Genomic DNA, 12,713 nt, shown 5'->3' with positions numbered 1-12,713 from the left:
GGGCGCCTACCTCAGCTTCGGGTCGAGGGCGTCGCGCACCGCGTCGCCGAGCATGATGAACGCCAGCACCGTGACCGCCAGCGCGCCGGCCGGCCAGAGCAGCATGTGCGGGGCGTTGCGGATGTACGGGGAGGCTGCCGAGATGTCGATGCCCCAGCTCACGGTCGGCGGCTTCAGACCGACGCCGAGGTAGGAGAGCGTGGCCTCCAGGGCGATGTACGTACCGAGGGCGATGGTGGCCACGACGATGACCGGCGCCACGGCGTTCGGCGTGATGTGGCGGAGCAGCATCCGGGAGTTGGAGGCGCCGAGCGCGCGTGCCGCCTGGACGTAGTCGTTCTGCTTGGCGGTGATGACGGAGCCGCGCGCGATGCGGGAGATCTGCGGCCAGCCGAGCAGCACCATGAAGCCGACGACGGGCCAGACGGTGGAGCTGGTGACCACGGACAGGAGCACGAGCCCGCCCAGCACGACGGGGATGGCGAAGAAGATGTCGGTGATACGGGAGAGGACGGCGTCCCAGCCGCCGCCGAAGAACCCGGCGAGGCCGCCGAGGACGCTGCCGAGGACGGCGACGCCGAGCGTGGCGCAGACGCCGACAGTGACCGAGATCCGTGTCCCGTACACGACGCGTGTGTAGACGTCGCAGCCCTGCTCGTTGAAACCGAAGGGGTGCCCCGGCGAAGAGCTCTCCCGCGCGTTGGCGAGGTCGCAGTCGAGCGGGTTGCGGGTGGCGATGAGCGAGGGCCACAGCGAGATGACGACGAGGAAGACGATGATCAGGCCCGAGGTGATGAAGACCGGGTTGCGCCGCAGGTCACGCCAGGCGTCGGACCACAGGCTGCGGGCCGGGGCGTAGGGCCCCGTGCCGTCGGGCCCGGTGCCGCCGGGTCCGCCCGGTGTCTTCTCCAGGGACGTGGCCTCGCTCGCGGCCAGGTCCATCGCGCCGCCCATGCCGGTGGCGGCCATGGCTCCCTCTGGCTCCTGGGGTTCAGGCATAGCGGATCCTCGGGTCGAGTACGGCGTACAGGAGGTCGACGATCAGGTTGGCCACCAGGAAGACCAGCACGAGTACGGTCACGAAGCCGACGACGGTCTGGGTGCTCTGGCGCAGGATCCCCTGGTAGAGCTGGAAGCCGACGCCGTGGATGTTGAAGATCCGCTCGGTGACGATCGCGCCGCCCATCAGCGCGCCCACGTCCGTACCGATGAAGGTGACGACGGGGATCAGGGAGTTCCGCAGCAGGTGCCGGGTGATGACGCGGTGCCGGGGCAGGCCCTTGGCGATGGCGGTGCGGACGTAGTCGGCGCGCCGGTTCTCCGCGATGGAGGTGCGGGTCAGCCGGGTCACGTACGCGAGTGAGACCGAGGCGAGCACCAGGCCGGGGACGATCAGCTCGTCGTAGGGCGCCTCGCTCGACACGGAGGGTTTGATGGCGCCCCACTGGACGCCGAGCAGCAGTTGCAGGACGAGTCCGGTGACGAAGGTGGGGACGGAGATGACGATGAGCGTGAGCAGCAGCACCACGGTGTCGACGGGCCGCCCGCGCCGCAGTCCGGTGAGCACGCCGAGCGTGATCCCGATGACGATCTCGAAGACGATGGCGACGATGGTCAGCCGGATGGTGACCGGGAAGGCGGCCGACATCAGCTCGGTGACCTTCTGGCCGTTGAAGGCGGTGCCGAAGTCGCCGGTGAAGACGTTGCCCATGTACGTCAGGTACTGCTGCCACACCGGCTTATCGAGGCCGAACTCCTTCTTCAGCCGTACGGCCGTCGCGGGGTCGCACTTGCGGTCCCCGCACAGTCCCGCGACGGGGTCGCCCATCACGTTCACCATCAGGAAGATCAGCAGTGTGGCGCCGATGAAGACCGGGATCATCTGCAGCAGACGCCGGATCACATAACGTCCCATGGGAGCTCCGAAATAGGGGGAGCGGTCCGCCGGGCGCCGTGGGGCCACCGGCAGGGCCGTCCCGGCGTCTCAGTCGACCTTGATCTGGTCGTACACCGGCACGCTGAACTGGTTCAACGAGACGCCGGAGACCCGGTCCGAGTGGCCCGCGCTGCCGTTCTGGTACCAGAGCGGGATGGCCGGCATGTCCTTGGCGAGGATCTTCTCGGCGTCCTGGAACGTGCCGATGGCCTTGGCGGTGTCCGTCTCGCCGTTGGCCTCGTTGACGAGCTCGTCGAACTCCTCGTTGCCGTACTTGCCGTCGTTGGAGGAGGCGTCGGTGTAGTAGTTCGGCTCCAGGAAGTTCTGGATCAGCGGGTAGTCCATCTGCCAGCCCGCCCGCCAGGCACCGTCCAGCTCCTGCTTGGAGGCCTTGCTGCGGAAGTCGGCGAAGGTGCCTACGGGGTTGCCGACGCAGGCCTTGTCCTTGCCGAGCGCCTTGTTGATGGAGTTGCAGAGGGCGTCGACCCACTCCTTGTGCGAGCCGGTGTCCGCGTTGTACGTGACCTTGAGCTGTCCGCCGGGAATGCCGCCGCCCTCCTCGACGAGCTTCTTGGCCCTCGCGGCGTCGTAGTCGCACGCGGCGCCGCAGAGCCCCTTCTTGAAGCCGCCGTCGTCGCCGAGGACCGGTGAGGTCCAGTCAGAGGCCGGTGTCCGCGTCCTCTGGAAGATGGTCTCGGTGATCTGCTCCCGGTTGATCGCCATGGAGAGCCCCTGGCGGACCTTCTCCATGCCCGGCTTCGTCCACTCGCTGTCGTAGAAGGGGAACGCGAGGGTCTGGATGATGCCGGCGGGGGTGTTGATGTAGCGGTCGCCGAGGTCGTCCTTGACGTTCTTGAGCTGCGAGGCGGGGACGTCGTCGACCAGGTCGAGGTTGCCGGCCATCAGGTCCGTGTAGGCGGTGTTGTTGTCGGTGTAGACCCTCATGTCCACACCGCCGTTGCGCGCCTTGTCGTCCCCCGGGTACGCGTCCCACGTGCGCAGGGACATCTGCGAGCCCTTGGTGTACGAGTCCACGGTGTACGGGCCGTTGCCCACGGGCTTGGAGAGCCAGGCGTCGTGGTCGTCGTAGAACGTCTTGGGCAGCGGCGCGAAGGCCGGGTAGCCGAGGGTGTCGGGCCAGGTGGAGAACTTCTGGGTGAGCTTGACGGTGAACGTCTTGTCGTCGACGACCTTCAGCCCGGACAGGGTCTTGGCGCTCGGGTCGCCCTTGTCCGGGTGGACCTTGTCGTACCCCTCGATGTAGCCGAAGAAGTACGCGTTCTTCTGATTGTTCTCGATGTTCGCCCCGTAGTTCCAGGCGTCCACGAAGGACTTGGCGGTAATCTTCTCGCCGTTGCCGAACGTCCAGCCGTCCTTGATCCTGACCGTGAAGTTCTGTGCGTCCTTGGTCTCGATCGACTCGGCGACCATGTTCTCGGCCTTGCCGGTCTTCGGGTCGTACCGCTTGAGACCGCGGAAGATCATGTCGAGGATCTTGCCGCCCTGCACCTCGTTGGTGTTCGCGGGCTCCAGCGGGTTCTGCGGATCGCCCCAGGAGGAGCTGACGATCTCGGAGCCGGCACCGCCACCGCTCCCCCCGCCACCGCAGGCCGTCGCGGCGAGGGCGACGGTCACCGCGCATGCGGCCCACTTGGCGCGCGTGGCTCCACCCATGAAGTCCTCCTGTCCTGACTCAGCCCTGGCGTCACGTATCGCCAAATATCGCCGCAGCCCGGATGAACCGCATATTTACCCCGGCCGTATGAGTCGGAGCTCCTCCGGATGTACGAATTCCGAGACACGCACGCCCGTATATCGGACTCATTGCCCGGATCACTCGCATTGATCACGACTCGTCCATCACGCTTGATTACATCAAGGCAAAGGCAAGGGCTTTATCTGGTAAAGCTCTGGTCAAGGATCCCAAGAGCCCTCCAAGGCGGCTCACGATTCATTGACCGCGCGGTAAACGCCTTGCGAAAGTCGCGCCTAGCCCGTGGGTGCCTGCTCGTCCTGCGGAATCCTGATGACCCCTCCGGGCCTGGAGCGCCATGACCTCGCCAACTCCCGCCGCGTCCGCCACGCTTGAAGTGACGGACAAGACCGGCACCCCTGCTACGCCCAACGACCGGGGAAGCAAGGGGCGTTCACCCGGGCGGCTCGCCTGGACCCGGTTCAAGCGGGACAAGTCAGGCATGACCGCCGCCTGCGTCGTGCTCTTCTTCTTCGTCATCTCGCTGTGCGCGCCGCTGATTTCGAAGCTCTACGGCAAGGACCCCTACACGACGTACGGGGTGAACGATCCGAGCCTGTTCAACGAGTTCAGTTACCCGATCAAGCCCAACGGCGGCATCGACGGCGAATTCTGGTTCGGTATCGAGCCCCAACTCGGCCGGGACGTCCTGACCTTCCTGCTGTACGGGATGCGCAACTCGCTGCTGATCGCGGCGGCGACGACCATCCTGGTGACGCTGATCGGCATCGTCGTCGGCGTCACCGCCGGATACGTCGGCGGCAAGACCGACTACTTCGTCGGCCGCGTCATCGACATCCTCCTGGCCTTCCCCTCGACGCTCTTCTTCATCGCCTTCTGGCCCGTGATGATCTCGGTGGTCGTCGCTCCCGAGGACAAGACACCGACCTGGCTGACGGTGACCAGCCTCATCGCGGTCATGACGGCCTTCGGCTGGGCCTCCATCGCCCGGCTCCTGCGCGGCGAGGTACTCGCCCTGCGCGAACGCGAGTTCGTCGAGGCCGCGAAGGTCACCGGCGCCTCACCGGCCCGGATCATCTTCAAGGAACTGCTCCCCAACCTGTGGACGCCGATCCTCATCCAGGCCACCCTCGCCCTGCCGATGTTCGTCACCGCCGAGGCCGGTCTCGCCTTCCTGGGCGTGGGCCTGCAAGAGCCCACTCCCGACTGGGGCGTGATGATCCAGCGCGCCTCCGAGGTGTACGAGCAGGACATCACGTACATGGCCTTCCCCGGCATCGCGATGGTGATCTTCGTGGTCGCCTTCAACCTCCTCGGTGACTCGGTGCGCGACGCGCTCGACCCGAAGACCAAACGCTGACATTCCCGACCGCCGGCACCGCGACGGGGCAGTGCCGGGCCGCACCTCCGCTCTCCTTCTTCGACAATCAGGGTTGGTAGCCACATGTCTCTCTCCCGCAGGAACTTCGTCGTCGCGACCTCGGTCGCGGCGGGCGGATCGATGGTCCTTTCCGCGTGCAGCAGCGGCGGCTCGGGCGGCGGTGGCAACGGCGGCAAGCACGGCGGGGCCACGGAGTACACGGGCGCCGACGTCAAGATCGGCACCGCGGAGGACTCCAAGGGCCCGGCCCCCGCGGTCGCCGGCGCGCAGAAGGGCGGCACGATCTACGGCGTCGCCGAGGACGACGTGTCGCACATGGACCCGCAGCGCATCTACTTCGCGTACAACTCCTCGGTCGCCATGCTGTTCGCCCGCGCCCTCACCGGCTACTACGTCGACCCCAAGGGCGGCATGACCCTCGTCGGCGACCTCGCCACCGACACGGGCAAGGCGTCCGACGACAACAAGACCTGGACCTTCACGCTGAAGGACGGTCTGAAGTGGCAGGACGGCAGCGAGCTCACCGTCGAGGACGTCCGCCACGGCTTCGAGCGCTCCTGGGCCTCCTTCATCACCGAGGGCGCCTCGTACGTCCAGATGGCGCTGACCGGCAAGGGCGCCAAGTGGCGCGAGGGCTACAAGGGCCCGTACGGCGGTGACCACCTGGACTCGATCGTCATCGACAAGGCGAAGAAGACGATCACCTTCAAGCTGAAGGAAGCCCGCCCGGACTTCAACTTCACGCTGGCGATGACCTCGTACTCCCCGGTGCCCGTGAAGCACGACACCAAGGAGAAGTACGACAAGGCGCCCTTCTCCTGTGGCCCGTACATCGTCAAGAACCGCTCCATCGACAAGTCGCTGACGCTGACGCGCAACAAGCACTGGGACGCGAAGACGGACCCGATCCGCACCGCCTACCCGGACAGCTTCGAGTTCGAGTTCGGACCGACGGGCCTCAACTCCTGCGACCGCTTCATCGCGGACCAGGGCAAGGACCAGCAGATGATCGCCATCTACGAGCCGATCCCTGCCGAGCGCATGCAGAAGGTGCTCACCGACCCGGACGTCAAGAAGCGGTCCTTCAACGGCCTGTCCTCCGGCACGTACTACTACGCGATCAACACCAAGCGCATCACCGACGTCGAGGTGCGCAAGGCGCTCAACATCGCCTGGCCGCTGGAGCAGATCCGCCGCATCTACGGCGGCGAGTCCGCGGGTGACCTGGCGACGACCATCCTGAGCCCCGACATCATCGGCCGCGAGAAGTACGACGTCTTCGGCAAGCTGAAGAAGCCGCAGGGCGACCCGGAGCGCGCCAAGGCCATCCTGAAGAAGGCCGGCAAGCTCGGGCAGAAGGTCGTCTACGCCTTCCCGCAGCGCCCCACGTACGACAAGACCAAGGTCGTCATCGAGAACGCGCTGAAGGCCGCCGGCTTCGACCCGGTCATCAAGCCGCTCAACTCGACGGACTACTACGACCAGGCCCAGCGCATCGACAACAAGTTCGACGTGATGTGGTTCGGCTGGTCCCCGGACTGGCCGACGGCCTACACGCTGATCCAGCCGCTCTTCGACGGCGACGCCATCGGTGACGGCCAGAACAACATCTCCCAGACGGACGTCGACTGGATCAACGAGGCGATCAAGAAGAACGCGGTCATCTCGGACCAGAAGGAAGCCGGCAAGGCCTGGGCCGAGCTCGACAAGAAGATCATGACCGAGGTCGTGCCGATCATCCCGGAGACCTACCAGCGCCGCTTCTACCTGCACGGCTCGAAGGTCGGTGGCGCGCAGCACGACCCGCAGTTCGCCGCGACGCTGATCTACAAGACCTACGTCAAGGCCTGACGACCGGCCCCAGTGGCGAGACGGCCCTCCACACCGGGGGCCGTCTCGCCCCCTCCTCCCCCTCGGCATCCGTCAGGAAAACCAACTGCCATGCTCCGCTTTCTCCTTCGCCGCATCGCCGGTGGCGCGGTGATCCTGCTGATCATCAGCGTTCTCGTCTTCGTCCTCTTCTACGCCGCCCCGCGCGACCCCGCCCGGCTGGCCTGCGGCAAGGTCTGCTCCCCGGAGACCCTGGACCTGGTGCGGCACAACCTGGGGATCGCCGATTCGCTGCCGGTGCAGTACTGGCACTGGTTCGAGGGTCTGTTCGTGGGCCGTGACTACGCCAGCTTCGGCAACTGCCCCGCGCCCTGCCTCGGCTACTCGTTCCGCAACCGCGAGCCGGTCCTCAGCACCATCCTGGACCGCTTCCCGACCACCGTGTCGCTCTCGCTGGGCGCGGCCGTCGTCTTCGTCATCTTCGGTGTGGGCACCGGCATGCTGGCCGCCCGCAAGCAGGGCAAGACCCTCGACAAGATCGCGTCGTCCGCCTCGCTGGTCGCCTCCTCGCTGCAGATCTACGTCGTCGGCGTCTTCGCCGTGTACCTCTTCACGTACCAGCTCAAGTGGCTCGACCGGCCCCAGTACACCTCGATCAGTGAGGACGCGGGCGCCTGGTTCTCCGGCCTGATGATCCCCTGGCTGGTCCTCTCCCTCATCTTCACCGCCAACTACACCCGTATGACGCGCTCCCAGATGGTCGAGACGCTCAGCGAGGACTACGTGCGCACAGCGCGCGCCAAGGGTCTCTCCGGCCGTGCCGTCTTCTTCCGCTTCGCCTGGCGGGGCGCGATGGGGCCGATCGTCACCATCTTCGGCCTCGACCTGGGCGTGCTCCTGGGCGGCGCGATCATCACCGAGAAGACCTTCGCCCTGCACGGCATCGGCGACCTGTCGGTCCGCGCGGTCAACACCAGCGACCTGCCGATGCTGCTGGGCGTCGTCCTGGTGGCCGCCACGGCGATCGTCCTGTTCAACATCATCGTCGACGCGGTGTACGCCCTCATCGACCCGCGCGTGCGCCTCGCCTAGGAGCCGGACCCATGAGCACCCCCTTCCTCTCCGTACGCGATCTGCGCGTCCACTTCTCCACCGAGGACGGCATGGTCAAGGCCGTGGACGGCCTCGACTTCGAGCTGGAGAAGGGCAAGACCCTCGGCATCGTGGGCGAGTCCGGTTCCGGCAAGTCGGTGACCAACCTCGCCATCCTGGGCCTGCACCACAAGGACAGCACCGCGATCGACGGCGAGATCCTGCTCGACGGGCAGGAGCTCCTGACCGCCACCGAGCGGGAGCTCGAACGGCTGCGCGGCAACAAGATGGCGATGATCTTCCAGGACGCCCTGGCCTCGCTCTCGCCGTACCACACCATCGGCCGGCAGATCGGTGAGACGTACCGCAAGCACACCGGCGCCTCCAAGAAGGAGGCGCGGGCGCGCTCGATCGAGATGCTGACGAAGGTCGGCATCCCGCAGCCCGACCTGCGGGTGGACGACTACCCGCACCAGTTCTCCGGCGGTATGCGCCAGCGCGCGATGATCGCGATGTCGCTGGTCTGCAACCCGGCGCTACTGGTCGCCGACGAGCCGACGACCGCCCTCGACGTGACGGTCCAGGCGCAGATCATGGACCTCCTCAAGGACCTCCAGCAGGAGTTCGGCACGGCGATCATCTTCATCACCCACGACCTCGGTGTGATCGCCGACATCGCGGACGACGTCCTGGTGATGTACGGCGGCCGGTGCGTGGAGCGCGGCACCAAGAAGGAGGTGCTGCGGGCGCCGCAGCACCCGTACACCTGGGGCCTCCTGGGCTCGATGCCCTCGCTGGAGGGCCCGGTGGACGTCCCCCTGTCCCCCATCCCCGGCACCCCGCCGAGCCTCCTGAACCCGCCCACCGGGTGCCGTTTCCACCCGCGGTGCTCGTTCACGGAGCAGGTCGGGGGCGAGCGCTGCTCGGGCGAGCTGCCGCTCCTGGAGATCAGCGAGGGCCGCGGCGCCGCCTGCCACCTCACCCATGAGCAGCGGGCGGAATTCTTCACGGGCCTCGCGGGCTCGCGGACCGACTGACGACGACTCGCGACGGCGGCTGATGGCTGATGACTGACGGCTGATGACTGACGGCTGACGGCTGACGGCTGATGGCTGACGGCTGATGGCTGATGGCTGATGGCGTCGACCGGCGGCTACGACTACGACTACGACTGACGTACAAGTGACGGGATTCACGACGATGAGCAGCACCACACCCCCTCCTCTCCTGGACGTCAGCGGGCTGACCAAGCACTTCCCCGTCATGGGCGGCTTCCCGTTCAAGCGGAAGATCGGTGCCGTCCAGGCGGTCGACGGCCTGGACTTCACCGTGGCCGAGGGCGAGAGTCTGGGCCTGGTCGGCGAGTCCGGCTGCGGCAAGTCGACGACGGGCCGCCTGATCACGCGCCTTCTGGAGCCGACCGGCGGCAAGATCTCCTACCGGGGCCAGGACATCACGCACGCCTCGCGCAAGCAGCTTGCGCCGGTCCGCTCGGAGATCCAGATGATCTTCCAGGACCCGTACGCGTCGCTGAACCCGCGGCAGACGGTCGGCAAGATCATCTCCGGTCCGATGGAGGTCAACGGCATCAACCCCGCGGGGGGCCGCGAGGCCCGCGTCCGCGAGCTCCTGGAGACGGTCGGCCTCAACCCGGAGCACTACAACCGCTTCCCGCACGAGTTCTCGGGCGGTCAGCGCCAGCGCATCGGCGTGGCGCGGGCACTGGCGCTGGAGCCGAAGCTGATCGTCGCGGACGAGCCGGTGTCGGCCCTCGACGTCTCGATCCAGGCGCAGGTGGTGAACCTGCTCCAGAAGCTCCAGAAGGACCTGGACATCGCGTTCCTCTTCATCGCCCACGACCTGGCGGTGGTCCGGCACTTCTCGCAGCGGGTCGCCGTCATGTACCTGGGCCGGATCGTGGAGATCGCGGACCGCGAGGACCTCTACGGCAACCCGCGCCATCCGTACACCAAGGCGCTGCTTTCGGCGGTCCCCGAGGCTACGGCGGACGACGTACCGCGCCGCGAGCGCATCCTCCTGACGGGCGACGTCCCGTCCCCGGTGAACCCGCCCTCCGGCTGCCGCTTCCGCACGCGCTGCTGGAAGGCCACGGAGAAGTGTGCCTCGGAGGAGCCGCCGCTGGTCCGTGCCGACGGCAACGGGGAGGGGCACCTGACGGCATGCCACTACCCGGAGGACCCGACCCGTCTGACGGTCCCGGCAGCCCGCAAGACCCTCTGACCGCCCTCCGCCCTCCGGGCCCGGGCCCCACGCCCGCCACCTGGAACCGCCCTGCCCTCCCCCTTGACCCGAGCGGGGCGGGGTCGGTTCCGGGGGGCGGGGTGCGGGGTTGCGGGGTCCGGGATCTGGGACCCGTCCCTTCCTCGTCAGGCGCTCCCGAAGGAGGTTCGGTGGGGTGGGGTGGTCCAGTGGCGTTGCTTGGCTGCCGGGGCCGCCCGGTTCTCCGGAAGTGTGGCGCCTCCGCCCCGCCAGTAAAGGGCGCTCCGCGTCGGCTCCGCCGATTCCGCTCCGCTCCACCCTTGACTGCCGCGGCTCCACCGCAGGGGATTTGTTGGCCGGGCGGCCACGGGGGTGGGGCGACGGGGACGGTGGGGTGGGCGGTGCGGGTTGGCTGCCGGGTGCGGACTGGTTCTTCCGGGGCGGACGCCAAGGGGCGAGGTGGGCGGGGGCAGACCGGCTTCTCTGCTCGGGCCATCGGGTTTGGCTGCCGGGTGCGGACTAGTTCTTCCGGCGTGAACGCCAAGGGGCAGAGCGGGCGGGGGTGGAGCGGCCACTCTGCTCGGGTCATCGGGTATCGCTGCCGGGTGCGGACTGGTTCGTCGCAGCCTCGCCGAGGCTGAGGTTGCTCGGCCGGGCGGGGTGGCTCTGGTCCGGTGGTGGTGTCGGGTGTGGCTGCCGGATGCGGGCCGGTCCATACGGGGCGCGGGTCAGCTTGTACGGACTCAGCCCGGCGGGACCGGCTGCGCTCTGGTGGTGGTGTCGGGCGTCGCGGCCGGATGCGGATCGGTCCGTCGGGTGCGGGCGTTACGGGGGGTGGGCTCGGCTTGGCGGGGCGGTCGGCTTCTCCGGCCGGGCCTCGGAGTGGGGCGCCGGATGCGGACTGGACTGGTTCTTCTGCTTCCGGCGCCGAAGGGCGAGGGCAGGGGCCGATGTCGGCGTCGGCGTCGGTCGGAGCTGAGCTCGGCTTTCCGGCTCCACCGTCGCCGGTACGCGGTACGCGGTACGCGGTGCGCGGGCGCGTAGGCCGTTCGCCGTTCGCAGGCGTGCTGGCCACGGCGATGCAGGAAAGTCCCGCTGGCCGGCCTGGTTGCCTGCTTCTGACCTGTCGTTTCTCTGGCGAGGGTGGGGACTTTTCTGCAATCCCTGCGGTCAGCACATCCGGGGCGGCCGGGGTGTGCTCGTGAAGCCGCAGATGTAGGGGCAACGGGCGGGGAGTTAACGGGCGGGGAGTTGGGGCGTTACGCCTTCCGGCTGCGCGGGCTGGGCCGGGCTGGCGGCGGACTGGCGGCTGGCGGGGTGGTGGGGACCAACTTTGCTGACAGCGCACTCGCCGCCGCGTGCGCCCCCCGCTGGTCGAAACGCAACTTGCGCAAAGTTGGTCCCCGCCCCCGTCCCCCGTCCCAGAGGGGTGGACCGCCCCGTTCGCCGGCGCACCTTCCCTGACCTGCGTCCCGTACCGGCCCATCCATCCGCACCCAGCCACCTCAGCTGACCCACCCCACCCAACCGGCCGAGCGCTGCCCCTGACCCGCGCCTCGTATGGGCCGGTCCGCACCCGGCCGCGATGCCCGGCGCCGCCACTGGAGCGCTGCCGCCCTGCCCGGCCGAGCGTCCCCGGCGACGAACCAGTCCGCACCCGGCCGCGAGAGCCGATGACCCGAGCAGAGAAGCCGGTCTGCCCCCGCCCGCTCTGCCCCTTGGCGTCCGCCCCGGAAGGACCAGTCCGCACCCGGCAGTCAAACCCGTACCACCCACCCCACCGTCCCCGTCGCCCCACCCCCGTGGCCGCCCGGTCAGCAATCCCTCTGCGGTGGAGCCACGGCAGTCAAGGGTGGAGCGGAGCGGAATCGGCGGAGCCGACGCGGAGCGCCCTTTACTGGCGGGGCGGAGGCGCCACACTTCCGGAGAACCGGGCGGCCCCGGTAAGCAAGCAACGCCACCGGACCGCCCAAGCCGGGACGCGGTCGCTCAGCCCCCGTCCCCCGCCAACCGCGCATGCAGCTCCACGTCGAACCGCGCACCCCCGTACGCCAGCTTCTCGCGCTGTACGCCCTCCACCGCGCACGACGCCGGGTTGTCGGTCCGGTGGCCCAGTTCCAGGCGGTGGAGGTTCAAGTCGGCGAGGCCCAGGCCGTGAGGGCACGGAGGCCGGACGTGGCGGTGCCCCGGCCTCGGGCCTGCGGGGACGTCCAGTACGAGACCCAGCCCGTGCCGTGGAGCAGGTTCACCGCACCCACCGCCACGTTGCTGAGCGGCGCATCCGCATCCGCCTCGTCCACCACCGCGAAGGCGTACGCGGTGCCGGCCTCGCGGTCCGCCGCCCGGCGTTCGATCCAACCGGCCGCCGCCGCGAGGGAGTCCACGGGGCGGTCCGCCTGGCGGTCCATCCCGGGGGCCGCGAAGGCCGCGAGGACCGCGGCGGCGTCCCGGGGCCGCCAGGTGCGAAGCCTCAGCTCGGGCACGGGAAACCTCCGGAGTGATGACGGTAGATGGCGACAGATGGCGACAGATGGCGGCAG

8 protein-coding genes and 1 pseudogene are annotated in these 12,713 nt (G+C 68.5%); 5 read left to right on the top strand and 4 right to left on the bottom strand.

Annotation, left to right across the window (positions count from 1 at the left end):
- Nucleotides 1–6: 6 nt before the first annotated feature.
- The 3 genes from ACRAKF_RS25165 to ACRAKF_RS25155 all read right to left on the bottom strand — a co-directional run bounded on the left by ACRAKF_RS25165 (nt 7) and on the right by ACRAKF_RS25155 (nt 3,610).
- Complete coding sequence (locus tag ACRAKF_RS25165) at nt 7–999, bottom strand: ABC transporter permease (RefSeq protein WP_447039765.1); 993 nt, start codon at nt 997–999, stop codon at nt 7–9.
- Nucleotides 992–1,915, bottom strand: a complete 924-nt coding sequence (locus tag ACRAKF_RS25160) for an ABC transporter permease (RefSeq protein WP_447039764.1) — start codon at nt 1,913–1,915, stop codon at nt 992–994. The genes ACRAKF_RS25165 and ACRAKF_RS25160 overlap by 8 nt, the downstream gene beginning before the upstream one ends.
- 69 nt (nt 1,916–1,984) lie before the next feature.
- A complete protein-coding gene (locus tag ACRAKF_RS25155; protein WP_447039762.1) occupies nt 1,985–3,610 on the bottom strand; it encodes a peptide ABC transporter substrate-binding protein in 1,626 nt (541 codons plus the stop codon).
- A gap of 377 nt (nt 3,611–3,987) precedes the next feature.
- On the opposite strand from ACRAKF_RS25155, the gene ACRAKF_RS25150 reads away from it, so the two are divergent.
- From ACRAKF_RS25150 to ACRAKF_RS25130, 5 genes are all read left to right on the top strand, one after another.
- On the top strand, nt 3,988–5,010 hold the full coding sequence (locus ACRAKF_RS25150) for an ABC transporter permease (RefSeq protein WP_447039761.1): 1,023 nt from the start codon (nt 3,988–3,990) through the stop codon (nt 5,008–5,010).
- A gap of 84 nt (nt 5,011–5,094) precedes the next feature.
- The gene (locus ACRAKF_RS25145) at nt 5,095–6,882 is read left to right on the top strand and encodes an ABC transporter substrate-binding protein (protein ID WP_447039760.1); all 1,788 of its coding nucleotides are present in this window, start codon (nt 5,095–5,097) and stop codon (nt 6,880–6,882) included.
- A 90-nt stretch (nt 6,883–6,972) separates the two neighbouring features.
- Nucleotides 6,973–7,953 carry an ABC transporter permease gene (locus ACRAKF_RS25140; RefSeq protein WP_447039758.1) on the top strand — a complete coding sequence of 327 codons (981 nt, stop codon included), beginning with the start codon at nt 6,973–6,975 and terminating at the stop codon, nt 7,951–7,953.
- An 11-nt stretch (nt 7,954–7,964) separates the two neighbouring features.
- The gene (locus ACRAKF_RS25135; protein ID WP_447039757.1) at nt 7,965–8,990 is read left to right on the top strand and encodes an ABC transporter ATP-binding protein; all 1,026 of its coding nucleotides are present in this window, start codon (nt 7,965–7,967) and stop codon (nt 8,988–8,990) included.
- Nucleotides 8,991–9,153: 163 nt separating this feature from the next.
- Nucleotides 9,154–10,194 carry an ABC transporter ATP-binding protein gene (locus tag ACRAKF_RS25130; protein ID WP_447039756.1) on the top strand — a complete coding sequence of 347 codons (1,041 nt, stop codon included), beginning with the start codon at nt 9,154–9,156 and terminating at the stop codon, nt 10,192–10,194.
- A 1,968-nt stretch (nt 10,195–12,162) separates the two neighbouring features.
- Here the strand turns inward: ACRAKF_RS25130 and ACRAKF_RS25125 are convergent.
- A pseudogene (locus ACRAKF_RS25125) lies at nt 12,163–12,656 on the bottom strand (GNAT family N-acetyltransferase).
- Nucleotides 12,657–12,713: the final 57 nt, after the last annotated feature.

This window comes from Streptomyces sp. DSM 118878 (assembly GCF_052936595.1).
Note: the sequence above shows the minus strand (reverse complement) of the source record. Positions and strands in the feature narration are given on the sequence as shown.

Bases quoted from the DNA above. Each gene is read 5' to 3' on its own strand.
- ACRAKF_RS25165 (WP_447039765.1), bottom strand. From the start codon at position 999: ATGCCTGAACCCCAGGAGCCAGAGGGAGCCATGGCCGCCACCGGCATG.
- ACRAKF_RS25160 (WP_447039764.1), bottom strand. From the start codon at position 1,915: ATGGGACGTTATGTGATCCGGCGTCTGCTGCAGATGATCCCGGTCTTC.
- ACRAKF_RS25155 (WP_447039762.1), bottom strand. From the start codon at position 3,610: ATGGGTGGAGCCACGCGCGCCAAGTGGGCCGCATGCGCGGTGACCGTC.
- ACRAKF_RS25150 (WP_447039761.1), top strand. From the start codon at position 3,988: ATGACCTCGCCAACTCCCGCCGCGTCCGCCACGCTTGAAGTGACGGAC.
- ACRAKF_RS25145 (WP_447039760.1), top strand. From the start codon at position 5,095: ATGTCTCTCTCCCGCAGGAACTTCGTCGTCGCGACCTCGGTCGCGGCG.
- ACRAKF_RS25140 (WP_447039758.1), top strand. From the start codon at position 6,973: ATGCTCCGCTTTCTCCTTCGCCGCATCGCCGGTGGCGCGGTGATCCTG.
- ACRAKF_RS25135 (WP_447039757.1), top strand. From the start codon at position 7,965: ATGAGCACCCCCTTCCTCTCCGTACGCGATCTGCGCGTCCACTTCTCC.
- ACRAKF_RS25130 (WP_447039756.1), top strand. From the start codon at position 9,154: ATGAGCAGCACCACACCCCCTCCTCTCCTGGACGTCAGCGGGCTGACC.